Genomic DNA, 24006 nt, shown 5'->3' on the forward strand with positions numbered 1-24006 from the left:
CGATCATCGGTCCGCTCAAAATGCATGTCTGCAGGACAGGTCTCCAATCCGTCGCATATCGCCTCAGTCAACCAACCAGACAGAGAATACCGCAAATGGCTCAGGGCTTAAGTTAGCGCCTATGGGGTGAAACCCCCACCTCTGCCGCCGGTCGCCGCTCAGCTCCGGCCTTCGCTCCATTCACCACCCTCGGGCGCACGCCGCCTGGCCCAGAACCTGATCCACCGCACCCGGATCGCCCAGTAAACTGCGGCCAGCGCCACCAGCACCACGATATTGAACCACGGGATGATCCGTACATCCGGCCCCGCGACCTCGCGCAGCCCGACCGCATTGGGATAGATCGACAGGAACTCGTTGCGCCAACCGTAATGGCGCACCGCCACCCATTGCGCGGTCTCGTCGGTGCGCCGCGATGTGAAGTCCGAGGCGCGGGCCTGCAAATTCGAGGTGTTGAACTTGAAATAGGGCGGCCAGCCCCAACCGGTATCCTCGTTGCGATAGACCATCGGCCGACCGTTGGCGCGGAAGGTCTGGATGAAGAACACGTCGCGCTCGGTGGCTGCGACATTCTCGCCGGTACTGGCGTTCGACCAGAACAGCGCGTTTTCGCCCGGATTGACGCGCTTTTCATAGGTGTCGGTGATACGCACGATATCGTGCTGCGGCAGGGTGTAATGCAGAAAGGCCACCACTACCGTCCAGAAGACGATCCGCACCCCCCATTTCACATAGATCATTCCCGGGACCTCCTCAGTTGAAATTCGTCAGCCAGATGAGCAACCCGATCGCCGTCACCGGCACGATATAGACCAGCCACAAAAGCCTGCGCCGCAAGGATCGTTCGTATTGCGCCATCCCCTCGGCGATATAGGCGGCGCGGTCGCCGGGGCGACCGGCCTCTTCCCAGTCCCGCGCCATCGTCTCGCGCCGCCGCGCCCGGAAATACCACAACAGGCCCAGATACAGCGCCGTGAGCGCGATCAGCCCGAAGATCAGCAGGCGTATGAGGGCGACCATGGGGCTCTCCCTTGTGACGGCGAATCCTTGCAAAGCGCAGAATCATGCTAGGCTCTCCCGATGACCCTCGAAACCCGAAAGGAGAGCCCATGTGTGATGTCTGTATCATCAAGGCGGTCAAGGACCGGATGCTGTCGCGGCGCGGCTTTTTCACCGCTGCCGCCTCGGTGGGGGCGGCCACGGCGCTTGCCCCTCTTGGCGCACCCGCCGCGCTGGCCCGGGGCCATGGCGCGGTGGCGGATCTGACCCACACCTATGACGCCGAGTTTCCGACCTATTTCGGCGCACCCGGCATTTCGGTGGAGCAGAATTTCAACTTTGCCGAACACAGCTTCAACCTGATGACGCTGACGGTGAACGAGCATACCGGCACCCATATCGACGCGCCGTTGCATTTCTCGGCCGATGGCACCTCGGTCGATGAGATCCCCGTGGGCGATCTGGTGGCGCCGCTCTGCGTGGTCGATATCGCCGCGCGCGCGGCTGGCGATGCCGATACGCAGGTGACGCCCGACGACCTGCGCGCCTGGATCGCGCAGCATGGCCCGATCCCGGACGGGGCCTGCGTCGCGCTTTATTCCGGCTGGGGGGATAAGGTGGGCAGCGATGCGTTCCGTGGCTTCGACGGCGAGAAACAGCATTATCCGGGCTTTCATATCGAGGCTGCGCAGATGCTGATCGAAGAGACCGGCGCGCGGTCCATCGCCAGTGATACGCTGTCGCTCGATCACGGGATATCGCCTGATTTCGCCACCCATTACGCCTGGCTGCCCACCGGGCGCTTCGGGATCGAGAACCTCGCCAATCTCGACAAGGTGCCCGCGAGCGGGGCCACCATCGTCATCGGCGCGCCCAAGCATCGCGGCGGCACCGGCGGGCCTGCGCGTATCTTCGCGCTGATTTGACGCGGGCAGGGGGGGGGGCCGGTCAGTGAACCGTGACCGGCTCCATGTCGTTTTGCCGCGCGAGAAAGAACGCAAGCTTGCGGTCGCGCACCAGCGCAAGCCGCTCACCCTCGTTGGAATGCACCGCATAGAGCGTCTGCACACCCTCAAGCTGCGCGCGCACCTCCTCGGGCAGGTCGTCAACCTTCACCGGGCGCACATAGACGATGGGCCGCCCGTTCTGCGTTCCAAAATCGTATTTCACATCCATGATCGCTTACCCCTTGTTGATCCTGATCCGTTGCACCACCGGCTCCGGCTCGATCCGCCGCAGATCGACATGCAGCAGGCCGTTCTCCATCACCGCCTCGCCCACCTCGACACCATCGGCCAGAACGAAGGATCGCTGGAACTGTCGTGCCGCGATCCCGCGATGGAGGAACACGCGCGCCTCGTCGTTCTCGGACTGACGTCCGCGAATGACCAGTTGCCGGTCCTCGACCGTGATCGCGAGGTCGTCCTCGGCAAAGCCCGCCACCGCCAGCGTGATGCGGTACGAATTCGGCGAGGTCTGCTCGATGTTGAAGGGCGGATAGCCCTCGTTACCGGATTTGGCGCTGCGCTCGAGCATGCGTTCAAGTTGCTCGAAGCCCAACAGATAGGGATGCGACCCCAGAGTAAGCTTTGTCATGACACGTCCTTGAGCGTAAGCGACCGTCCTTGGTGTGGACCCCTTGCAAGGCGGCCCCACCGCACGAATATGGGGCGCGTCCCCATTCCGTGCAAGTGCTTTGCCAAGACCGGCAAATCCGGTATTCTCTGTGCTCACAGTCTTTTCAGGGGAATCGCTGACCATGAATGCCTTTGGCGATCTGTCCATGAAGACCGAAGAGGTGCTGCGCGTGGAACTGGAAGAGTTTCGCCGCGAGCATCGCGATCTCGACGAGGCGATCCGCGCGTTGCAGGATCGCGGCACCGCCGACCAACTGACCCTGCAACGGCTCAAGAAAAAGAAGCTCTGGCTGCGCGACACCATCGCCCGGATCGAAGACCGGCTCTATCCGGACATCATTGCGTAACCCGGCTTGATGGCTATAGTGCGCGCTCCAAAGAGAGGGGCGCGGCATGACGGGCGTGAAAGTGGGCATCATCATGGGTAGCCAGTCCGACTGGCCGACCATGCGTGAGGCCGCAGCGGTTCTGGATGAATTGGGCGTGGCTTATGAGACGCGGATCGTCTCGGCGCATCGCACGCCGGACCGGCTCTGGGATTATGGCAGGACGGCGGTTGCACGCGGCTTGCAGGTGATCATCGCGGGGGCGGGAGGGGCTGCGCATCTGCCGGGCATGATGGCGTCCAAGACGCGCGTCCCGGTGATTGGCGTGCCGGTGCAGACGCGCGCGCTGTCGGGCGTGGACAGCCTCTATTCCATCGTGCAGATGCCGCGCGGCTTTCCGGTGGCCACCATGGCGATCGGGGCTGCGGGCGCGGCCAATGCGGGGTTGATGGCAGCGGCGATCCTCGCCAATGGCGACGCGGGTCTCGCGCAGCGGCTTGATGACTGGCGCGCTGCGCTATCGGCCTCGATCCCCGAGGAGCCGCAGGATGACTGAGCCGCTGGCCCCCGGTGCCACCATCGGCATTCTCGGCGGCGGTCAGCTTGGCCGGATGCTCTCGGTCGCGGCCGCGCGCCTTGGCTTCAAGTCCTGCGTCTTCGAGCCTGCCGGCGATTGCCCCGCGAGCCATGTAAGCAACTGCCATGTCAAGGCCGGGTATGACGACGAAGCCGCGCTCGCGCGCTTTGCCGAAAGCGTCGATGTGATCACCTACGAGTTCGAGAACATCCCCACAAGCGCGCTTGACCTGCTTGAGGCGCAGCGCCCCGTGCGCCCGAACCGCCGTGCGCTCAAGGCCAGTCAGGACCGGTTGGTGGAAAAGGCGTTCCTGTCGGATATCGGCCTTGCCACCGCGCCTTTTGCGGCTGTTGACGATGCACAGGACCTGGCCGAGGCGTTGGCCGGAATCGGCGCGCCCGGCATCCTCAAGACCCGCCGTTTCGGCTATGACGGCAAGGGACAGGCGCGGATCAATGCGCCCGGCGAGGCCGAGGCGGCGCTTGCTGCCATGAACGGACAATCGGCGATCTACGAGGGGTTCGTGGAATTTTCCCACGAGGTCTCGGTCATCGCCGCGCGCGGCCTTTCGGGCGAGGTGGCGTGTTTCGATCCGGGCGAGAACGTGCATGAGGGCGGTATCCTGCGCACCACCACCGTGCCCGCGCGGCTCTCGGCGATGCAGCGCGCCGATGCGGTGTTGCTGGCGGGGAAGATCCTCAACGCGCTTGATTATGTGGGCGTGATGGGGGTGGAGTTGTTCGTCACGCCCAAGGGCCTTGTCGTCAACGAGATCGCGCCGCGCGTGCACAATTCCGGCCACTGGACGCAGGCGGGCTGTGCCATCGACCAGTTCGAGCAGCATATCCGCGCGGTGGTGGGCTGGCCCTTGGGCGATGGTGCGCGGCACGCCGATGTGGTGATGGAGAACCTGATCGGCGCGGATATGGACCGTCTGCCGGACCTCATGCGCGATCCGCGCGCCGCGCTGCATCTCTATGGCAAGGCAGAGGTCAAGCCGGGGCGCAAGATGGGCCATGTCAACCGCGTCATCTCTTCGGGCAGCTGAGGCCGTGTCGCCCCGTCTGGCCGTGCGCGCGGTGATCGTCGAGGGCGGGCGGCTCTTGCTGGTCAACGCCTATGCCGATGCCGCAAGCACGCTCTGGTGCGCGCCGGGGGGCGGGGTGGTGGCCCACGCCTCCTTGCCCGAGAATCTCATCCGCGAGGTGCATGAGGAGACCGGACTGCGTATCCGGGTCGGCCCGCCCTGTCTGGTGAACGAGTTTCACGCGCCCGGCGGCGGGTTTCATCAGGTGGAGGTGTTCTTTCGCTGCCGTCTGGTCGAGGGGGCGCTGTCGGAGGGCTGGCGCGATCCCGAAGGCGTGGTGACGCGCCGCCGCTGGGTGAGCGAGGCAGAGCTTGACGGCTTGCGCGTGAAGCCTGCAAGCCTTGGCGCGGTCGCGTTCCGGCGCGGCATGGGTTACGACCCGCTGGAGCCTATCGTCGGCCCCTGAGCGGAACCACCGAGAGCGCGACGCCACCCAGAACCACGACGCCCGCGATCATGAGCGGCAGGCCAAGCGTCTCGTCCAGAAAGAGCACGCCGCCTGCCATGGCGATCACCGGCACGGTGAGTTGCGCCACCGCCGCGACCGAGCCGGGCAGTCCCGGCAAGACCCGATACCACAACGCATAGCCAAGGCCCGAGGTGACCGCCCCCGACAGCACCGCCAGCGCGATCCCCTCCGCGCCAAGACGCACACCGCCGGAGGCCGGGATCAGGAGGCCAAGCACAAGGCCCAGGGGCGCGGCAATAAGGAAATTCGCGGCTGTCCCTTGCAGCGCGTCGGTGCTTTTGCGACCCGCAAGCGAATAGATGCCCCAGCCCAAGCCCGCCGCCGCCATCATCAGCCCGTGCAGCACGCTGACCTGCGGCCCCGCGCCGGGCCAGAGCAGCCAGACAAGCCCGGAAAACGCCAGCGCCGCCCCGAGCGCACGGCGCAGCGGCACGGTCTCGCGCGCGATCAGGCTTCCCGCGAACATGGTGATCTGCACCACGCCGAACAGGATAAGCGCGCCGAGGCCCGCATCGAGCACGGTATAGGCCCCGGAAAACCCGTAGATATAAAGCAAAAGCGCCGCCACGCCCGCGACCCGCCCCGGCCCGCCAAGCCGCACCCCGCCCCGCAGGCCGATGCAGAGCGCCGCCAGCATCGCCGCCCCGGCGATCAGCCGGATCGTGCCGAAACTCGTCGCGTCGATGCTGCCGCCCGCGAGCGCCATCCGGTTCAGCACCGAATTGGCGGCAAAGGCGATCATGGTGAGGGCGGTCAGGAGAAAGAGGCGCATGGCGATGGCTTAACGCGGCACGGCACGCGCGTATAGTCGCAGTCTCTCGGGCAGGGCCACTCAGGGATAGGACGGCGGCAGGTCAAGCAGTTCATCCAGTTGCCGCGCAATCCAGCCGCGCGGGATGAAATGGCCCCGCGCATGGACATCGAGCAGCACCCGTCCCCTGGCGCACTCCCAAGTCGTGCGCGCGAAGGTGTCGTGCTCGGTGATCGACCAGTCCTCCGCCTCCTGCCCCGGCCCGTCACAGCCCATCCGGTCGCGCCAGAGTTTGACCGGCCAGGTGGTCTCTCCCTCCGGGCCGAAGGGAAAGCGCAGCACCGTGTCGCGCGTGCCGTGGACATGGCGAAATTCGGCCGGGGCCTCTGCGCAGTCCTCATCCTGATCGAGCGTGCCAGAGACCGCCAGAACCGCCGCCACGCCATTGCCGTTTTCGCAGGCATAGCGCCAGGCCATGGCCGCGCCGTAGGAATAGCCGGAAACAAAGACGCGGTTGCGGTCGATGGGATAGCGTTTGGCTGCGTCCTCGATCACGGCGGCGGCGAAATCCACGTCATCGGTTCGGCGCGTCCAGAAATCCCAGGTCTTGCCCGCGCCGTTGGGTGCGAGCAGCAGCACGCCGCGCCGCCGCGTCGCACCCGAGATGCGGCCGTGATTGACGATCAGTGGACCCTGACGCATCCAGCCGTGGAAATGCAGCAGCACTGGCAGCGGCGTCACCCCGTCCCAATCATCCGGCTCCCTTACGTGATAGGCGCGCTCTCCGAGCGGGCAGGGCACGGCATCGCGGCACGGCGCGGGATCGGGGCCGGTGGCGAGGGTCTGCGAGGGCAGGAGAACGGCAAGCAGCAGAAGAAACAGGCGCATGGCAACCTCGGGCAACGACATGCCCACGCTAACTGGCACGCCTGAAATGTCATGTCACAAGCCTGTCAGACACGGGCGAGATAGACCGCCTGGGTAAAGGGTTTGCCCTGCAATGGGTTGTCGAATACCACTGTTTCGGCCCAGGCTTCGGCAAAGACCCCGGCAAGGCGTGCGGTAAACTCCGCATCTGGCGGCTCGTTCGACCAGAGGCCGAAAATCCCGCCCGGCTTGAGGTGGCGGCGCACCCCGCGCAGCCCCTCGGGGTGATAGAAAGACGTGCTGCGCGCATCCAGAAGCGCCTCGGGGGAATGGTCGATATCGACAAGGATCGCGTCATACCGGCGGTGCGGCGTGGTGGGGTCATAGCCCTCGGGCGAGGCGGTGAGGGCAAAGAAATCACCCCGGATCAGGCGGCAGCGCGGATCGCCCGTCAGCACCGGCCCAAGCGGCAACAGCCCGTTTTCATGCCATTCGATCACCGGTTTCAGATATTCCACCACATCGAGACGCCGCACCCGGTCCGACGCCAGCACCGCCTGCGCCGTATAGCCAAGCCCAAGCCCGCCCACGACCACATCGAGCGCATCGCCGCCGCAGGCCGCCACCCCGAGCCGCGCCAGCGCCACCTCGGAGGCGGTGAAGGCGCTGGTCATCAGGAATTCCTCGCCCAGCTTGATTTCCAGAACGTCCTGCCCGAGCCGAAGATCGCGGCGGCGGCGCAGGGAAATCGCACCGATCTCGGTGGGCTGATAGTCGAGTTCCTCGAACATGGCGGACATGGGCGCTCCGGGTCGTTGCCGTAGCAGCCTACGCGGTGGGGCCATGCCTGTCGATGGCCGTGGCCATGAAAAAGGGCCGCCCCGATAGGGGCGACCCGATGAGGTGTGTCAGACCTTGCGGCCTGCCGTGCGGGGATCAGCCCGCGATAAGGCCCATCTGTTCAAGCTTGAGGATTACCTGATGCGCGCAGTTGTCGACATCGACGTTCTCTGTCTCGACGCTCAGTTCAGGGTTTTCCGGCACGTCGTAGGGGTCTGAAATTCCGGTGAATTCCTTGATCTTTCCCTCACGCGCCAGCTTGTAAAGTCCCTTGCGGTCGCGGCGTTCGCATTCCTCGATGGAGGTGGCGACATGGACCTCGACGAAGGCGCCGTATTGCTCGACATCCTCGCGCACCGCGCGGCGGGTGGTGGCATAGGGCGCGATCGGCGCGCAAATGGCGATGCCGCCATTCTTGGTGATTTCACTGGCCACATAGCCGATGCGGCGGATGTTGAGATCACGGTGCTCCTTGGAAAAACCAAGCTCCGAGCTGAGGTTCTTGCGCACGATATCGCCATCCAGAAGCGTCACCGGGCGTCCGCCCATCTCCATCAGCTTGACCATGAGCGCATTGGCGATGGTGGATTTGCCCGAGCCGGAAAAGCCGGTGAAGAACACGGTAAAGCCCTGCTGCGAGCGCGGCGGGCGGGTGCGGCGCAGCTCCGCCACCACTTCGGGGAAGGAGAACCATTCGGGGATTTCCAGCCCCTCGGCTAGACGGCGGCGCAGTTCGGTGCCGGAAATATCCAGCACGGTCGCACCTTCTGGCACCTCGGAAATCGGGTAATACTGTGCCTTTTCCTGCACATAGACCATGTGCTTGAAATCGACCATCTCAAGCCCGATCTCGTCTTGATACTGCTTGAACAGTTCCTGCGCCTCGTAGGGGCCGTAAAAATCCTGACCGGCGGAATTCTTGCCGGGGCCAGCGTGATCGCGCCCGACGATGAAATGGGTGCAGCCGTGGTTCTTGCGGATGAGGCCGTGCCACACCGCCTCGCGCGGGCCGGCCATACGCATCGCCAGATTGAGCAGGCTCATCGTGGTGGTGGCACCAGGATATTTGTCCAGCACCGCCTCATAGCAGCGCACGCGGGTGAAGTGATCGACATCGCCCGGCTTGGTCATGCCCACGACGGGATGGATGAGCAGGTTGGCCTGCGCCTCGCGCGCGGCGCGGAAGGTCAGTTCCTGATGCGCGCGGTGCAGCGGGTTGCGGGTCTGAAAGGCCACGACGCGGCGCCAGCCCAGCTTGCGGAAAAGCGCGCGCAATTCGTTCGGCGTGTCGCGGCGACCGCGGAAATCGTAATGCACCGGCTGCTGAATGCCGGTGACGGGGCCGCCAAGATAGACCTTGCCTGCCGTGTTGTGCAGGTAATTCACCGCCGGATGCGCGCTGTCATCGGCGCCGAACACATGCGCCGCCTCGCGCGCCTTGTTGGGCGTCCAGCGGTCGGTGACGGTCATTGTGGCAAGGATCACGCCCTCCTGATCGCGCAGCGCGATGTCCTGCCCGATTTCGATGCCTTCGGCGAATTTCTCGCTTACATCGAGGGTGATCGGCATCGGCCAGAGCGTGCCGTCGGCAAGGCGCATGTTTTCAACCACGCTGTCGTAATCGGCCTCGCTCAGAAACCCCTTGAGCGGGTTGAAGCCGCCGTTCATCAAGAGTTCCAGATCACAGATCTGGCGCGGGGTGAGATCCCAACTTATGAGATTTCCGGCCTCGACCTTGAGCTTTTGCGCGCTTTCGTAGGAGACATAGAGTTCGGGGACGGGGGCGAGATTGGGGGATTGCATGATAACCTTCGTCGTCTCTGGATACAGCGGCGCAAGGAGCCTTGCGCCGTTTGCGCGCGGCTTAGACCCGGAAGGCGGCGCAATTCAAGCACCTCCGGGGCTTTTCTGGAAAATGAGGCGGATTTGGCGCGGTTTCGGCGGTATATGGGACAATATCGCGCGGGCGATGCTGCATCGCAGTGACGGTTCCGCGCCTGTTACCTTCGGGAAAACGGGCGTTCCGCGCTCAGACCCATTTCGCCAAGGGTGGCAGGCTCATCAGCACGGCATTGGCGTCATGGCCGGTGGCAAGCCCGAACTTGGTGCCGCGGTCATAAACGAGGTTGTATTCGGCATAAAGTCCGCGATGGACAAGCTGCCTGTCCTTGTCGGCCACGGTGAAGGGCTGTTCACGTCGCTTTTCGACAAGCGGCACGAAGGCCGGGAGGAAGGCGCGGCCGATATCCTGCGTCAGCGCGAAATCCGCCCCCCAGTCACCGGTATTGCGATCGTCCATGAAGATGCCGCCGACTCCGCGCGCGCGCCCGCGATGGGGGATGTAGAAATATTCGTCCGCCCAGTCCTTGAGACGCGGATAGAGATCGGCACCGTGCGGGTCGAGATGGGCCTTTTGCGTCGCGTGGAAATGGGCCGTGTCCTCGGCGTATTCGATACACGGGTTGAGGTCCGAGCCGCCGCCGAACCACCAGGCATGCGGGGTCCAGAACATCCGTGTATTCATGTGCACCGCGGGGCAATGCGGATTCTGCATATGCGCCACAAGGCTGATGCCAGAGGCCCAGAAACGCGGGTCGTCCGCCATGCCGGGCACGCCGCGCGCGGCCATCGCGCGCTGTGCCGCTTCGCCCAGTTGGCCATAGACCTCGGAGACGTTGACGCCCACCTTCTCGAAGACGCGCCCCCCGCGCATCACGCTCATGAGGCCACCGCCGGCATCCGAGCCGTCCTCGCTGGTGCGGGCGGTCTCGCTTACCTCGAAGCGACCGGGGGGCTCGTCCGCGAAGGGGCCGGTGGTGTGGCTTTGCTCCAGCGCCTCGAAGGCGGCGACGATCTCGTCGCGCAGGCTGCGGAACCAGGTGCTCGCGCGGGTCTTGCGGGCGGTGAAATCCTCGGACATGGGCAATCCTTCAATGGGCGGGGGCGGCACAGGGGTCGAGCAGCGTGCGCCCGCCATCCATGGTCATGATCTGCCCGGTCATGAAGGCCGAGCCGTCGCAGGCGAGATATTGCACCGCCTCGGCGAGTTCGGTGGCCGAGGCGATCCGCCCCAGCGGCGTGTGGCACTCGATATCTTCGCGGTAGTCGCTGTGTTCGCGCAGCGTGTCCTTGAGCGAGGCGCTCATCACCGAGCCGAAGGCCACCGCATTGACGCGGATCCGGTGCGGGGCAAGCGCCACGGCAAGGCTTCGCGTCATCTGATCGAGCGCGGCGGAGGAGATGGAATAGGCCAGAAGGTCGGGATGTGTGCGGCGCGCGGCAATGGACGAGAGGTTGACGATCGTGCCTGCCGACGCCTCGCCATTGCCTTCGGATTGCTTGATCATCCGCCGCGCGACAAGCTGGCTCATGCGCAGCGCGGTCAGAAGATTCTGCTGCAACAGCATCTCGACCCCGTCATCGTCGGGGTTGAGCGGGTCAGAGGGCACGACCTGACGGCAGGCATTGATCAGGATATCCACCTGATCGAAGGCGTCGAGCGTGGCCGAAAGCAGATTAGCCTGCGCCAGCTTCTGTCGCATGTCACCCGAGAAATAGCGGATATTGTCGCTCTTGGCGAGCTTGCCGAGTTCGTCCTTGAGGCGCTTTTCATCCTTGTCGGCGAACATCACGTTCGCGCCCTTGTCGGCGAAATGCCGCCCGATGGCGAGGCCGATCCCGTTGGCGCCGCCGGTGACGATGGCGGTCTTGCCCGCGATGGAAAAGGACATGGAAAGGGGCCTTTCTGGCTGATCCGTCGCCCAATCTAGGCCAATTCAGGGCCGCTGGCGAGAGGGATGGCTGGCATGGAGGATCTTGAAGCGCACATCGCCCGCCGCCTCGGTCACGCGCTTGAACCGCTCTGCGAGCGTGGACTCGTAGGGCAGGTGCCGGTTGGACACCAGCCAGAGCGCGCCTGCGGGTTTGAGCATGTCGGCGGCAGCGGCGATGAAGGCGCGGCCAAGGTCGGTATCGGCGGTGCGCCCGGTATGGAAGGGCGGGTTCATGATCACGCTGTCGGCGCGCGTCTCCGGCCGCCAGCCGGTCGCGTCGGCCCAGTGCAGATGGGCGCGCGGATCGGGCAGGTTGCGGCGCGCACAGTCAAGCGCCGCGTGATCGGCCTCGACCAGATCGAGCCGGGTGATGCTGTCGCGTTCCAGCGCGCGGGCCGAAAGATAGCCCCAGCCGCCGCCGAGGTCGATCACATGCGCGCCAAGGCTTGCAGGCAGCGTGTCACCGAGCAGGCGCGAGCCGGGGTCGATCCCGTCGGCGGAAAACACCCCCGGCGCGGTGACAAAGCCGCCCTCGATCTCTCTCGGGCCGGGGCTTTGCCAGTCGCTCAGGTCCGCCCCCGGCCCGAAGGTGCAGATCTTGCCATGGGCCTTGGACAGCGGCAGCCCGGTTTCCGCCCGCGCCCGGAGTGCGCGCAGCACCGATTCGATACCGTCGGTCTTGTCCCCGTCCACGATGACCGGCCCGTCGCTGACACCCGCCGCCTGTGCAATGAGCGCATGGGCCAGCGCCTTGGCGCGCGGCAGGCAGACAAGGGCCGCAGCATAGCGGCCCGAGGGGGCAATGGCGCAATCATACCCCTCTGCAGAGAAATGCCGAAAGTCCGGGGCAAAGCCGGTGATCACCTGCACGCCGGCGCGCGGCAACGCCGAGAGATCCACGCCCGCACGCGGCGCGAACACGGCGATGCGCCCGGTTTCGGGCAACACCACATGCCCGCTGTCGAGCGCGAGCGTCAGGCGGTCGGCAAGGCCCACGCTATTCCTTTTCCATCGTGCATTGCAGCGGGTGCTGATGACGCCGGGCGAAATCCATCACCTGCCCGACCTTGGTCTCGGCGACCTCGTGGCTGAACACGCCGACCACGGCCACGCCCTTCTTGTGGACGGTCAGCATGATCTCGAACGCCTGCGCATGCGACATGCCGAAAAACCGCTCAAGCACCGCCACCACGAATTCCATCGGCGTGTAATCGTCGTTGAGCAAAAGCACCTTGTAGAATGGCGGGCGTTGCGTTCTCGCCCGCGTCTTGAGCGCGATCGAGGTCTCGTCGTCGCCGTTCTCCGGTCCGGTCATGGTGGGGCGCGGGGTCTGTGGCATGGCGGGCGGGCGGATCCGGGTTTGGGAAAATGCGGTGTCTCTCGGCCCCTCTATATAACTTATGCCGCCCGCGAGAAAAGGGGCGGTTTGTGGCAAGGTCGCGGGGAGGTTTCCTGCCGCGCGCGGTCCTGCTGTCCCTCACGCCGTCGCGCGCTCGACGCCCTCGGAGATGGCGGTACGGAGTTTCTTCTCGAGCGTGGCGCGTTTGCTTTCAGAGTGGAACTTCAGGCCGAACATGTCCTTGACGTAGAAGGTATCGACCACCTGTTCGCCGAATGTCGCGATCACCGCCGAGGCGATATAGACGTTGTTGGCCGCGAGCGTGCGGGTGAGATCGTAAAGCAGGCCGGGGCGGTCGCGGGTGTCAACCTCGATGATGGTGTAGATTTCGGAGCCGTCATTGTCGAAGGTGATATGCGTGGGCACGCGAAAGGCGCGTTCGCGCTTTTTGAGCTTGTCGCGCGACTTGATCGCCTCGCGTGGGAGGATTTCGCCCTTGAGGGTGCGCGCGATGGTCTGGCGCAGGCGCGGCAGGCGGCTTTCCTCGAACGGGCTGCCGTCATCATCCTGAATCCAGAACACGGCGGTAGCGAACCCGTCCTTGGAGGTATAGGTGCGCGCATCGACCACGTTCGCTCCCGCCAGCGCCAGCGCGCCCGCCAGGCGCGAGAAGATCCCCGGATGATCCGCGAGCGCGAAACAGGCGCGAGTGGCGTCACGGTCGGTGTCGATGGCGAGGTCGATGGCGATTTCGTCATCCTTTAGATCGCGCAAGAGCCGGGCAAAGATCACATGGGCGGTGACATGCAGCCCCTGCCAATAGGGCGGATAGTGACGCGAGGTCTCGTGCTTGAGGTCTTTCGCGTCCCAATCGGGCAGGGCCTCGCGCAGGGCACGCTTGGCATCCACCCCGCGCTGTTCGCGGTTGAGCGCCTCAAGCCCGCCCTCCATCGCGCGCCGGGTCTGGCGATAGAGCGCACGGAACAGCGACGCTTTCCAGTTGTTCCATGTGCCAGGGCCGACGCCGCGAATGTCGCAGACCGTGAGCAGCAGGAGCAGGTCAAGCCGCTCGCGCGTCTGCACTGCCTTGGCGAAATCGCGCACCGTGCGCGGATCGGCGATGTCGCGTTTCTGTGCCGTGTCGGACATCAGCAGGTGGTTGCGCACCAGCCATTCCACCGTCTCGGCCTCGCGTTTCGGCAGGCCCAGCCGGGGCGCCACCTTGCGCGCGATCTGCGCGCCCAGGATCGAATGATCCTCGGGCCGGCCCTTGCCGATGTCGTGCAGGAGCAGCGCCACATAGAGCACGCGGCGGTTCACCCCTTCCTTGAGGATCGAGGACGAGACCGGCAATTCCTCGATCAACTCGCGCCGCTCGATCTGCGCGAGGTGCGAGATACATTGGATGATGTGTTCGTCCACCGTGTAATGGTGATACATGTTGAATTGCATCATCGCGCGGATCGGTTCGAATTCCGGCAGAAAGGCCGAAAGAACGCCAAGTTCGTTCATGCGCCGCAGCGCGCGTTCGGGGTTGCCGTGTTTCAGCAGCAGGCCGAGAAAAAGCTTCTGCGCTGCCAGGTCGTTGCGGAATCCCTCGTCGATGAGCGACAGGTTGTTGGTGACCATGAGCATCGCATCGGGATGGATCAGAAGCCCGGTGCGCAATGCCTCCTCGAAAAGCCGCAAGAGGTTGAACGGGTCGGCCAAAAAGGCGGCTTCATCGGCGATGGCCAGCCGCCCGGTGATCTCGACATAGCCCGCGCGCAGCCGCTTGCGCCGCTTGAGCAGACGTTGCAGCAGCGGCTCGGCCTTGTGCTGTGCCGCCTCCAGTTTGGTCAGGAAGATGCGTGTCAGATCCCCCACGGCAGTGGCGTGGCGAAAGTAATCCTGCATGAAGATTTCCACGCCCCGCCGCCCGCCGCGATCCGCATAGCCCATCCGTTCGGCCACCTGCACCTGAACGTCGAAGGTGAGTTGATCATTGGCGCGTCCGGCGATGAGGTGCAGATGGCTCCGCACGGCCCAGAGAAAGCTCTCGGCGCGCTGGAATGTGCCGAATTCCTCCTGTGTGAAGGTGCCAAGTGCCACCAGATCGCCCACATCGCGCACATGGTGCACATACTTGGCGATCCAGAACAGCGATTGCAGGTCGCGCAATCCGCCCTTGCCCTCCTTGACATTGGGCTCGACCATGTATCGCTCGCCCTGTTTCTCGTGGCGGGCGTCGCGCTCGGCCAGTTTCGCCTCGGTGAACTCGCGTTCCGTGCCGGTAAAGAGTTTCTCGCGCAACTGCGTGTCGAGGCGCTGCGCAAGGGCCGCGTCACCGCCAAGATAGCGATGTTCCAGAAGGGCGGTGCGGATGGTGAAATCCTCGGCCCCCAGACGCAGGCAATCGCGGATGGTGCGGCTTGCATGGCCAACCTTCAGGCGCAGGTCCCACAGGATGTAGAGCATCGATTCGATCACGCTCTCAGCCCAGGGGGTGATCTTGTAGGGCGTGAGAAACAGCAGATCGACATCGGAAAACGGCGCCATCTCGCCGCGCCCGTAGCCGCCGACGGCGCAGACGGCGATGCGCTCGGCCTCGGTGGGGGTGGCGAGCGGGTGCATATGGCGCGTGGCCAGATCGAGCGTTGCCAGCACCACGCAATCCGTGAGCCAGCACCAGGCGCGGGTGGCGGGGCGCGCGTCGAAGGGCCGTCCGGCAAAGGCCCCGGCGATGGCCGTGCGGCCGTGCGCGATCTCTGCTCCGAGGATCGCGACGGCAGCACGGCGCAGCGCGGCGGGATCGGCGGCCCCGGTTGCGGCTTCGTCAAGCGCCATCGCCACCTTGCCCGCCGCGAAGATATCGTCGGGTGCAAGGATCAGGTCGGCGGGCGGCGCGGGCGGCTGGGGCAGGGGCATCAGGCCCCCGCAGGCCTCAGAACCCGGCACCGCCAAAGCCTTGCGGTGCCGGTGACAGGATCTGCACCCGCTTGTCGGTAATGGTGGCGACGGCAAGACCGCGCTCGTTGGTGCCGTCGGGATTGAGACGGAACACGCCGGTCACCCCCTGAAACCCAGCCGATTGCGTGAGATCGCCACGCGCCAGCCCTCGCCCGGCCTTGGCAAGCGCCCCGACTGCGGCGATGCCGTCATAGGCCAGCCCCGCGATCGGGTGTGGCGCATTGCCGTTGGCGGCCCTGAATCGCTCGGTGAAGCGGGCCGAACGGGCGGGATCGGGCAGGGCAAACCAGCTGCCCTGAACGCCGGGCAGGTCGAGCGTCTGCGGCGGCGTATCCCAGCGGGCAAGGCCGATATACTGCACACGGTCGGGGCCAAGCCCGGCCTCGGGAAGCATCTGCGAGAACAGCGGCAGCGCGCCGGCGGTGTTGGCGGTCAGGAACAGTGCGTCGGCGGCGTTGGTCTCGGCGGTCTGGCGGATCAGCGGGACCGCGTTCACCACACCGTCCTGCGAGAACTCATAGCCGACGCTGCCGGCAAGCGTTCCGCCCTGCGCCTGAACGGCACCGGTGATCGCCTCGAGCCCGAGCCGCCCGGCGAGATTCTCGGAATAGACCGCCATCATGCGCGACTTGCCCTGGCTTGCGGCAAAACCGGCCAGCCGGTCGGCGGTGTTGCGGAAGGTCTGCCCGAGAATGAAGAGATTACCGCCGGCGATGGTCGAGTTGTTGGAGAAGGCGAGCACGTTGATGTTGCGCGGCGCCACGGCGACGGCGACGGCATTGGCCGATTCGGCATGCAGGGGACCGATGATGATCTGCGCCCCGTCGGCAACGGCATTGAGTGCCGCCTGCCGGGCCTGCGCGGGCTGGCCGGCGGTGCCGTAGACGCGCAGATCGATCGTGACACCGACAAGGTCCGAGACAGCAAGCCGCGCGGCGTTCTCGAGGTCGCGGGCCAGTTGCGCTTCCTGCGCGTTCGCCGTGCCATGCGGCACCAGAAGCGCCACCGGTACCGCGCCGCGCGACACCGTGGCCGCGCCCGGCGTGGCCTGCGGCACCGGCTGGCAGGCGGCCAGCCCGACCAGCCCCGCAAGCGCAGCGAGGCGGGCTAAGGGCTTGCGGAGGGCGGTCGGAACGGCAAACATGGCTTACTCCCTGTCATGGGCACGCGGCTTCGGGTTATACGCCCGCGTGATCATAGCCGTCATCTGGAAAGGGTCCAGCGATGAATTCCGATCCGCAGAAACTGGCCGCCGGGCTTTACCTGATCGCGACGCCGATCGGGGCCGCGCGCGACATCACGTTGCGGGCGCTCGATCTTCTTGCGGCGGCGGATGTGCTGGTGGCCGAAGATACGCGCAGCCTGCGGCGGTTGATGGAAATCCATGGCGTGGCGCTGGGCGAGCGGCCACTCTGGGCCTATCATGATCACAACGGGGCCAGGATGCGCCCGCGCATTCTGGCGGCTCTGGCCGAGGGCAGATCGGTGCTCTACGCCTCCGAGGCGGGCACCCCGATGGTGGCCGATCCGGGCTTCGATCTTGGCCGCGCGGCGGTGGCGGAGGGATATCGGCTGATTTCGGCGCCGGGACCCTCGGCCGTGATCGCGGCGCTTACCCTGTCGGGCCTGCCTACCGACAGGTTCCTGTTCGCGGGCTTCCTGCCGAGCACCTCGGCACGGCGCAAGACGGTTTTGAAGGAACTTGGCGCGGTGCCCGCAACGCTGGTGTTCTACGAATCGCCCAAGCGCGTTTCGGCGATGCTGGCAGATGCGGCAGAGGTGCTGGGCGGCGAGAGACCGGCAGCGCTCTGCCGGGAAATCACCAAGAAATTCGAGGAAACCCGCCGCGATACGCTGGAAAACCTCGCAGAAAGCTGCGCCGGAGAGGCGCTGAAAGGGGAAATTGTTGTCGTGATCGGGCGCGGGGATTCACCGGATATTAAAGAAGATGATATAGACCGGACTCTGGATGAGGCATTGAAGGGCGCAAGTGTGCGTGATGCGGCGGATCAGGTGGCGGCGGCCCTGGGGTTGCCACGGCGTCAGGTCTATCAGCGGGCCTTGCAGCTTGCGGCCCGGAACGGATGAGGGAAAGGTGCGAGATGCGGCAGCTAGTGTTTGATTTCGGCGCGCCGCCTCCGAGCGCGATCACACCCGATCGGGTGCCACGCTGGCGGAGTGACCGCGGGCGGCGGGCCTTTCTCAGTGGACAGGCCGCCGAAGATATGGTCGCGCAGCTTTATGAGGGGCGCGGCGTAACGGTCCTGGCACGGCGCTGGCGCGGGATCAGCGGCGAGATCGACCTCGTCTTGCGCGCACCCGACACCTACGTGTTTTGCGAGGTGAAGCGCGCGGCAACCCATGATCTGGCGCTTCAGCGCCTGCGTCAGGGGCAGTTGCAGCGGATCTATCATGCGGCCTCGGAATATGTCGGGCTGACGCCCGAGGGGCAGCTTGCGCCGGTGCGATTCGATGTGGCGACGGTCGATGCTATCGGGGCCGTGGACATCCTCGAGGCGGCGTTCGGGCTTTTCTGAATTGCGCGCGCGCGCGCCATGGCCCATGAAAGGGGCGATGTGACACATGAGGCCGCACATGAAAATCGCCTTTCAGATGGACCCGATCGGGCCGATCGACATCACTGCCGACAGCACTTTCCGCCTGATGATCGAGGCGCAGGAACGGGGCCATGAGCTCTATTACTACACGCCTGATGCGCTGGCCTATGAAGAGGGGCGGATCACCGCGCGGGGCTGGCCGCTCGAAGTGCAGCGCGTGGCGGGGGATCACTACCGGCTGGGCGAAAACCGGACAGTCGATCTGGCGGATTTCGATGTCGTCTGGCTCCGGCAGGATCCACCTTTCGATATGCATTACATCACCACGACGCATCTCCTCGAGCGGTTGAGCCCCGGAACGCTTGTGGTCAATGATCCGTTCTGGGTGCGGAATTTCCCCGAGAAGCTGCTGATCCTGAACTTTCCCGATCTGACGCCCCCCACCACGATCGCACGCGATCTGGGCACGATCCGGGCGTTTCGCGCGCGCCATGGCGACGTGATTCTCAAGCCGCTTTACGGCAATGGCGGGGCAGGGGTGTTTCATCTGCCCGAGAGCGACCGAAATCTTGCCAGCCTGCATGAACTGTTCACGGGTTTCTCGCGCGAGCCGCTCATCGTTCAGAAATACCTGCCCGACGTGGCCCTGGGCGACAAGCGGGTGATATTGGTGGACGGCGGGCCAATCGGCGCGATCAACCGGGTGCCCGCGCAGGGCGAGACGCGCTCGAACATGCATGTGGGCGGGCGGCCCGAGAAGGTGGGCCTGACCGAGCGCGACCGCGAGATCTGCGCGCGGATCGGGCCGCTTTTGCGGGAGAAGGGACAGGTTTTCGTGGGTATCGACGTGATCGGCGATTATCTGACCGAGATCAACGTGACCTCGCCCACGGGGCTTCAGGAACTGGAACGCTTTGACGGCACCAATGGCGCAGGGCTGATCTGGGATGCGATCGAGGCGCGGCGGGGGTGAGCTGGCAGCGCGCGCTTCTGAACTTGCATCTTAACCCGGATTATTCATGCGGGTGCGGTGATAGTGGCGTAAGCTTTTGAAATTTTGTATTTTTTGGTTGTTGAAGCCAGAAAATCCAGTTTCCAAGGCAGGCCCCCTCACCATGATGCAGTCTACCTCCGCCGCACCCGCTTTGTCACTCTTGAACGGCAAACCCATCCTTCTCAATTTCGACGGGGCTGAGATGAGTTCCGATGCCGGTCTGACGCTCTTGCGGGAAGTTGAACGGCGGGCCGATCTGGCGGGTCTGTTGGCCTCGTGCCTCACCGATCCGCGTGACCCGGTCAAGGTGCGGCACAGCCTGGAAGATATCATCCGGTTCCGGATCATGATGATTGCCGCGGGGTATGAGGATGGCAACGATGCGGGAGATCTGCGCGATGACCCGGCGTTCAAGCTCGCCCTCGACCGTGATCCCGAGACCGGGGCGGCGCTGTGCTCGCAGCCGAGGATCTCGCGGATGGAAAACCACTTACAAAACGCCCAGAACCTGTTCAGATAAACCGAGCCACCTCTCTTCGATCTCGCCATTGATATGGAAACCGAAGATGGTGTGATCTGGGTCTACGGCCCCGGCGACGAAAGCGTTATCGCATTCACTCCGTTCGGTATCGAAAACCTGCGAGAGCTCATCGAAATGGATCGTGCAAGCGGCTGTACGGACGCCCCCCCATACGGTGGACAGCACGCCGCGTCATGCGGTCATGCCACGGGTATACCGCCGTTCCAGCAGGCGAAAGACCAGCGTTATCAGCCCGGCGATCATCAGATAGACCACGGCCAGCATCAGCAGCGGTTCGTAGATGATGAAGGTGTCCTGCCGCACCCGGCTGGCCACGGCATAGATGTCGATGACCGTGATCGTAGCCACCAGCGGCGTCGCCTTCATCTGCAGAACCGTCTCGCCGCCAAGCGTGGGCAGGGCGCGTTGCAGGGCCTGCGGCAGCCAGATACGGCGCAGGATGGCGAAGCGTGACAGACCGAAGGCGCGCCCAGCCTCCAGTTGTCCATGCGGGACCGAGCGGAACGCGCCGCGCATCACCTCGCCCTCGTATCCCGCATAGCTGAGTGTGAGCGCCAGCAACGCATAGGGCCATGCCTGCCGTAGATAGGGCCAAAGCTCGGATTCGCGTATCCAGGGGAACTGCGGGAACAGCGAGCCGAGTCCGAAATAAATCAGCCAAAGCTGCAGCAGCAGCGGTGTGCCGCGGATGACCGTGCAGAACGCACGCGCCGGCGCCGCCAGAAAACGCGGCCCCGCCGCCTGCGCCAGCCCCAGCGGCACCGCCAGCATGAAGCCCAGCAGGCAGGAAAGCGCCAGCAACCACAGCGTGCGCCAGAACCCCTGTAGCGCCAGATCGGCATAGCGTGGGATCCAGTGCCAGCGCATCGTCATCCCGGCATAAACCGCGATCCCCAGTGCCAGCGCGATCAGCACCAGACGGTGCGGCTGCATCACCTCGCGCCAGAGGCTGCGCAACGCGTTGCCGGGAAGGGCGGCGGGCACCGGTGCATTGGGCGGAATATTTGTCGGGGCGCTCACGGGTGCCCTCGTGTCGGCCCGGCCTCGCCCCGGCGGTAGCGCGCCTCGATCCAGCCGAACACCCGGCCCGAAACCAGTGTCATCGTCAGGTAGATCGCCCCAGCCGCCAGAAAGAAGGTAAAGAAGGCCCGTGTCGATCCCGCCGCCTGTCTTGTTTCCAGCGTCAGTTCGGAAAATCCGACAATGGCCAGCAGTGCGGTGTCCTTGGTGGCGATCAGCCACAGGTTGGACAGCCCCGGCAACGCCAGTGGCAGCATGGAAGGGAACGTGACACGGCGAAACAGCGTGATCGGTCCCATGCCATAGGCGCGCCCCGCTTCGATCTGGCCCTTGTCCACGGCCTGGATGGCACCGCGCAGCACCTCGGTCGCATAGGCGCCCTGCACGGTGCCCAGCACGAAGATGCCCGCCGCCACGCCGGAAACCTCGACCGGGCGCTGCCCCATCGCGCGCAGTGCCTGGTTCAGCAGGTCGGTGCCCGCGTAATAGATGATCAGGATCAGGATCAGTTCCGGCACCGCGCGCACAACGGTCGTGTAGACCGACAACAGATCGCGCGTGACCGGCCCGCCGTTTAGCTTGCCCAGCGCGCCGAAGGTGCCAAGCACCAGCCCCATGCCGAAGGCCCCCGCCGCGATTTGCAGCGATGCCAAGGCACCCCGCAACAGGTTGCCCCCCCAACCCGGCGGGTGGAGGGACAGAAGCCCCGCCGTGGTTTCAAGCCCCGGTACGAGCGTGTAAAGCCAGTCCAGCACGCGCGGCGCGGCTTACTGGTTGTAGGTGTAGATGGGCGAGTCGAAGTAGCGCGCGGTGATCTCGGCATGTGTGCCATCGGCGATGATGGTGGCGATACCGGCGTTGAGCGATTCGCGCAGCGCATCCTCTCCCGGCCGGACCCCGGCACCGACGCCGCGGCCCAGGATGCTCTCGTCCATTGCGACCGACCCCAGCAGGGTGCAGCAGTTGCCGAGATCGGACGCCAGGAAGGCATCCATTGCCACGCTGTCGGCCTGCATTGCGTCGATGCGCCCGGCGGCGAGGTCCTGGTTGGCCTCGTCCTGGGTCTGGTACAGCCGCAGTTCGGTCGCGCCCTCGAAATATGCCTGCGCATAGGCCTGGTGCGTGGTCGCCACCTGCACGCCCAGCGCCAGCCCGGCCAGCCCCTCTGGCGTCGGTTCGACATCAACACCCTGACCACCGACAATCACCGCCGGGGTCTGGTAATAAGGGTTGGTGAAGTCGATCGTCTGCATCCGCTCTTCGGTAATCGACATGGACGCCATGATCGCATCAATCCGCCCCGACAGCAGCGCCGGGATGATCCCGTCCCAGGCCGTGGGGGTCAGCACGCAGTCAAGCTCGGCGGCCGTGCAGATCGCGTCGATGATCTCGATCTCCCAGCCGGCCCAGTTGCCGGCCGCATCGGGCGAGGCGAAGGGCGGATAGGGCTCGGCCGCGATGCCGATGCGTACCTGATCGGCCATGGCGGTGGTGGCCATCGCCGCAAGCGCCGCGGCACCTGCCAGAGAAACAATTCTGTTCATGGGTCTCTCCTCTGTTGTCGCACGCCCTTTTGTGGCGCGCTTCTTGTCTGCGTCACGCCGGGTCAGATGCGCCCGGCATGGTGAGGCCCGTGCGGGCCACGGCAAGGGCGGCTGACCGTGCCGCCCTGTCGAATTGCTATTGCATTAGGCCCCAGCCCGCGTAATTATGCAAGTGTATAATTTCGGCAATCGGAAAACCCATGAGCCAGGAACCCATGCGCAAGACAGCGGCATTCGGCAGCGAGGACCGGGCGCACCCGCTTGCACGCGTGATCATGCGGGCACCCGGCCCGGCAATGGCTGCGGCCGACCCCGCGCAATGGCATTACGGTCCGGGCTTCGACCCGGCGCGCGCGCAGGCGCAGCACGCGGCGCTGGCCGATATCGTTGCGGCCTCGGGCTGCGAGGTGATCTGGCTGGACAGCGCCGATGACAGCTTGTCCGACGCCGTCTTCGTGCAGGACCCGTCTTTTGTAACCCACGCCGGCGCCGTGATCCTGAACATGGGAAAATCGCTGCGCCGAGCCGAACCCACGCTGCACGAGACTACCTACCAGCGCCTAGGCGTGCCGGTGATCGGACGGTTGACCGGCGATGCGCGCGCCGAGGCGGGAGACGCTTTCTGGATCGACCCGCAGACGCTGGCCGTCGGGCGCGGCGCACGCACAAATCAGGCCGGAATTGCGGCGCTGGACGACATCCTGCGCCCGCATGGCATCACGGTGCGCGCCTATGACCTGCCCTGGTGGAGCGGGCCTGAAGCCTGCCTGCACCTGATGTCTCTGGTCTCACCCGTCGCGCCGAACGCGGCGCTGATCCATGCGCCGCTGATGCCCTTTGCCCTGTGGCAGGATCTGCGCGATGCAGGCTGGACGCTGATTCACGCGCCAGAGGCAGAGTTTCATGCCTCACAGGGCCTGAGCCTGAATGTGCTGATGCTGAAGCCCTTTGATGTTGTGATGATCGACGGCTTTCCCCAAACGCGCGCCGCACTCGAAAAGGCCGGATGCCGGGTGCAGGTCTTTGAAGGCGACGCGCTGTGCATCGCCTGCGAAGGTGGGCCGACCTGCCTTACCCGCCCCCTGCTGCGCGCGGCGTGCGCGTGATGAACGCCCGGCGTCCCTTCCGCCGCAAGGGCGAAGAGACACGGCGCGCGGCGCTGATCGAGGCGGCGCTGGCCTGCATCGCCGAGGGGGGGCCGCAGGCTGCCACCGTGCGCGCCATCGCGCTGCGTGCTGGTGTCACGCAGGGGCTGATCCGGCATTATTTCGCCACCAAGGAAGATCTGATAGCCGCCGCTCATGACCATCTGATGACCGGCCTGACCGAGGCGAGCGCGGCGTCTCTGGGTGCGCTTCCGGCCGATCCGCGGGCGCGGCTCGAGGGCTTCGTGGCCAATGCGGTTTCGCCCCCGGTGGTTGATCCGCGCGCCATGGCACTATGGGCAGCATCGATGCAGCTGGTTGCCCGCGACCCGGCGATGCGCGAGGTGCATGAGCGCACCTATCGTGCCTTTCGCGACCAGCTGGAGGCGCTGATCGCCGATGCCTTGCAAACCACCGGCAGGCCAGCCGATCCGGCCACCACCCGGCGGCTGGCGATTGCCGGTAATGCTTTGCTGGACGGGCTATGGCTGGAAGCCTCGGCCCTGCCGGAACAGTTGCCACCGGAAGAAGCCCGCGCGATTGCGATCGACGCCTTTGAATCCCTCCTTGGCCTTGAACTGAAAGAGTAA

The 24006-nt window shown here is 65.3% G+C and carries 28 protein-coding genes; 11 read left to right on the top strand and 17 right to left on the bottom strand.

All coding sequences use genetic code 11. The annotated features are described in order from the left end of the window. Positions 1 to 158 precede the first annotated feature (158 nt). Positions 159 to 740 (bottom strand): DUF1523 family protein, encoded by a 582-nt coding sequence (locus KAK09_RS10245; RefSeq protein WP_210878847.1) that lies wholly within the window; start codon positions 738 to 740, stop codon positions 159 to 161. Positions 741 to 753: 13 nt separating this feature from the next. After that, positions 754 to 1020, bottom strand: a complete 267-nt coding sequence (locus KAK09_RS10250; RefSeq protein ID WP_210878848.1) for a hypothetical protein — start codon at positions 1018 to 1020, stop codon at positions 754 to 756. Positions 1021 to 1109: 89 nt separating this feature from the next. Between KAK09_RS10250 and KAK09_RS10255 the strand changes: the two genes are divergently transcribed. Then, positions 1110 to 1925 (top strand): cyclase family protein, encoded by an 816-nt coding sequence (locus KAK09_RS10255; protein ID WP_210878849.1) that lies wholly within the window; start codon positions 1110 to 1112, stop codon positions 1923 to 1925. Between the two features lie 22 nt (positions 1926 to 1947). On the opposite strand, the gene KAK09_RS10260 is transcribed toward KAK09_RS10255, so the two are convergent. Both KAK09_RS10260 and KAK09_RS10265 read right to left on the bottom strand, forming a co-directional pair. Beyond that, positions 1948 to 2175 carry a DUF1150 family protein gene (locus KAK09_RS10260; protein ID WP_210878850.1) on the bottom strand — a complete coding sequence of 76 codons (228 nt, stop codon included), beginning with the start codon at positions 2173 to 2175 and terminating at the stop codon, positions 1948 to 1950. 6 nt (positions 2176 to 2181) lie between these two features. Then, the gene (locus tag KAK09_RS10265; RefSeq protein WP_210878851.1) at positions 2182 to 2595 is read right to left on the bottom strand and encodes an Hsp20 family protein; all 414 of its coding nucleotides are present in this window, start codon (positions 2593 to 2595) and stop codon (positions 2182 to 2184) included. Positions 2596 to 2758: 163 nt separating this feature from the next. Between KAK09_RS10265 and KAK09_RS10270 the strand changes: the two genes are divergently transcribed. The 4 genes from KAK09_RS10270 to KAK09_RS10285 are packed head-to-tail and all read left to right on the top strand — an operon-like array spanning position 2759 to position 5032. Further along, positions 2759 to 2983, top strand: coding sequence for a YdcH family protein (locus KAK09_RS10270; protein ID WP_210878852.1), 225 nt, complete (start codon positions 2759 to 2761; stop codon positions 2981 to 2983). 46 nt (positions 2984 to 3029) lie between these two features. Further along, positions 3030 to 3518 (top strand): 5-(carboxyamino)imidazole ribonucleotide mutase, encoded by a 489-nt coding sequence (gene purE / locus KAK09_RS10275; RefSeq protein WP_210878853.1) that lies wholly within the window; start codon positions 3030 to 3032, stop codon positions 3516 to 3518. Continuing rightward, positions 3511 to 4587, top strand: coding sequence for a 5-(carboxyamino)imidazole ribonucleotide synthase (locus KAK09_RS10280; protein ID WP_210878854.1), 1077 nt, complete (start codon positions 3511 to 3513; stop codon positions 4585 to 4587). Before purE ends, KAK09_RS10280 begins: the two co-directional genes overlap by 8 nt. Next, positions 4556 to 5032, top strand: coding sequence for an NUDIX domain-containing protein (locus KAK09_RS10285; protein WP_210878855.1), 477 nt, complete (start codon positions 4556 to 4558; stop codon positions 5030 to 5032). The genes KAK09_RS10280 and KAK09_RS10285 overlap by 32 nt, the downstream gene beginning before the upstream one ends. Here the strand turns inward: KAK09_RS10285 and KAK09_RS10290 are convergent. From KAK09_RS10290 to KAK09_RS10335, 10 genes are all read right to left on the bottom strand, one after another. Then, the gene (locus KAK09_RS10290; RefSeq protein WP_210878856.1) at positions 5016 to 5867 is read right to left on the bottom strand and encodes a DMT family transporter; all 852 of its coding nucleotides are present in this window, start codon (positions 5865 to 5867) and stop codon (positions 5016 to 5018) included. The two genes, KAK09_RS10285 and KAK09_RS10290, sit on opposite strands and share 17 nt — an antisense overlap. 60 nt (positions 5868 to 5927) lie before the next feature. Next, positions 5928 to 6734, bottom strand: coding sequence for a CE1 family esterase (locus tag KAK09_RS10295; protein WP_210878857.1), 807 nt, complete (start codon positions 6732 to 6734; stop codon positions 5928 to 5930). A gap of 65 nt (positions 6735 to 6799) precedes the next feature. Beyond that, entirely contained in the window at positions 6800 to 7513 is a 714-nt protein-coding gene (locus tag KAK09_RS10300) for a polyamine aminopropyltransferase (protein WP_247651167.1), read from the bottom strand. A 136-nt stretch (positions 7514 to 7649) separates the two neighbouring features. Continuing rightward, positions 7650 to 9356: a bifunctional sulfate adenylyltransferase/adenylylsulfate kinase gene (locus tag KAK09_RS10305; protein WP_210878858.1), complete on the bottom strand. Its 1707-nt coding sequence runs from the start codon at positions 9354 to 9356 to the stop codon at positions 7650 to 7652. Between the two features lie 226 nt (positions 9357 to 9582). Next, positions 9583 to 10473, bottom strand: coding sequence for an oxygen-dependent coproporphyrinogen oxidase (gene hemF, locus KAK09_RS10310; RefSeq protein WP_210878859.1), 891 nt, complete (start codon positions 10471 to 10473; stop codon positions 9583 to 9585). A 10-nt stretch (positions 10474 to 10483) separates the two neighbouring features. After that, positions 10484 to 11284 carry an SDR family NAD(P)-dependent oxidoreductase gene (locus tag KAK09_RS10315; RefSeq protein ID WP_210878860.1) on the bottom strand — a complete coding sequence of 267 codons (801 nt, stop codon included), beginning with the start codon at positions 11282 to 11284 and terminating at the stop codon, positions 10484 to 10486. 45 nt (positions 11285 to 11329) lie between these two features. Then, complete coding sequence (locus KAK09_RS10320; protein ID WP_210878861.1) at positions 11330 to 12322, bottom strand: class I SAM-dependent methyltransferase; 993 nt, start codon at positions 12320 to 12322, stop codon at positions 11330 to 11332. Between the two features lies 1 nt (position 12323). Then, complete coding sequence (clpS, locus tag KAK09_RS10325) at positions 12324 to 12641, bottom strand: ATP-dependent Clp protease adapter ClpS (protein ID WP_418895528.1); 318 nt, start codon at positions 12639 to 12641, stop codon at positions 12324 to 12326. A 162-nt stretch (positions 12642 to 12803) separates the two neighbouring features. Continuing rightward, positions 12804 to 15572, bottom strand: coding sequence for a [protein-PII] uridylyltransferase (locus KAK09_RS10330; protein ID WP_210878863.1), 2769 nt, complete (start codon positions 15570 to 15572; stop codon positions 12804 to 12806). A 16-nt stretch (positions 15573 to 15588) separates the two neighbouring features. Then, a complete protein-coding gene (locus tag KAK09_RS10335; RefSeq protein ID WP_210878864.1) occupies positions 15589 to 16758 on the bottom strand; it encodes a penicillin-binding protein activator in 1170 nt (389 codons plus the stop codon). 80 nt (positions 16759 to 16838) lie between these two features. On the opposite strand from KAK09_RS10335, the gene rsmI reads away from it, so the two are divergent. The 4 genes from rsmI (at position 16839) to KAK09_RS10355 (ending at position 19686) form a co-directional block, all read left to right on the top strand. Beyond that, positions 16839 to 17702, top strand: a complete 864-nt coding sequence (rsmI, locus tag KAK09_RS10340) for a 16S rRNA (cytidine(1402)-2'-O)-methyltransferase (protein WP_210878865.1) — start codon at positions 16839 to 16841, stop codon at positions 17700 to 17702. Between the two features lie 14 nt (positions 17703 to 17716). Then, positions 17717 to 18151 (top strand): YraN family protein, encoded by a 435-nt coding sequence (locus tag KAK09_RS10345; RefSeq protein ID WP_210878866.1) that lies wholly within the window; start codon positions 17717 to 17719, stop codon positions 18149 to 18151. Positions 18152 to 18209: 58 nt separating this feature from the next. Next, positions 18210 to 19145, top strand: a complete 936-nt coding sequence (gene gshB, locus KAK09_RS10350) for a glutathione synthase (RefSeq protein ID WP_210878867.1) — start codon at positions 18210 to 18212, stop codon at positions 19143 to 19145. A 142-nt stretch (positions 19146 to 19287) separates the two neighbouring features. After that, the gene (locus tag KAK09_RS10355; protein ID WP_418895526.1) at positions 19288 to 19686 is read left to right on the top strand and encodes a transposase; all 399 of its coding nucleotides are present in this window, start codon (positions 19288 to 19290) and stop codon (positions 19684 to 19686) included. Between the two features lie 192 nt (positions 19687 to 19878). On the opposite strand, the gene KAK09_RS10360 is transcribed toward KAK09_RS10355, so the two are convergent. From KAK09_RS10360 to KAK09_RS10370, 3 genes are all read right to left on the bottom strand, one after another. Further along, entirely contained in the window at positions 19879 to 20640 is a 762-nt protein-coding gene (locus KAK09_RS10360; protein ID WP_210878982.1) for an ABC transporter permease, read from the bottom strand. An 83-nt stretch (positions 20641 to 20723) separates the two neighbouring features. Then, a complete protein-coding gene (locus KAK09_RS10365) occupies positions 20724 to 21479 on the bottom strand; it encodes an ABC transporter permease (RefSeq protein WP_210878983.1) in 756 nt (251 codons plus the stop codon). A gap of 15 nt (positions 21480 to 21494) precedes the next feature. Further along, on the bottom strand, positions 21495 to 22271 hold the full coding sequence (locus KAK09_RS10370; protein WP_210878868.1) for a transporter substrate-binding domain-containing protein: 777 nt from the start codon (positions 22269 to 22271) through the stop codon (positions 21495 to 21497). A 200-nt stretch (positions 22272 to 22471) separates the two neighbouring features. Here KAK09_RS10370 and KAK09_RS10375 point away from each other — a divergent pair, with 200 nt between their 5' ends. Together KAK09_RS10375 and KAK09_RS10380 are read left to right on the top strand one after the other, a co-directional pair. Next, on the top strand, positions 22472 to 23377 hold the full coding sequence (locus tag KAK09_RS10375) for a dimethylarginine dimethylaminohydrolase family protein (protein ID WP_247651168.1): 906 nt from the start codon (positions 22472 to 22474) through the stop codon (positions 23375 to 23377). Further along, positions 23377 to 24006, top strand: a complete 630-nt coding sequence (locus tag KAK09_RS10380) for a TetR/AcrR family transcriptional regulator (RefSeq protein ID WP_210878869.1) — start codon at positions 23377 to 23379, stop codon at positions 24004 to 24006. The genes KAK09_RS10375 and KAK09_RS10380 overlap by 1 nt, the downstream gene beginning before the upstream one ends.

The sequence above is a fragment of the Roseovarius autotrophicus genome (assembly GCF_018069895.1).
Taxonomy (GTDB): domain Bacteria; phylum Pseudomonadota; class Alphaproteobacteria; order Rhodobacterales; family Rhodobacteraceae; genus Roseovarius; species Roseovarius autotrophicus.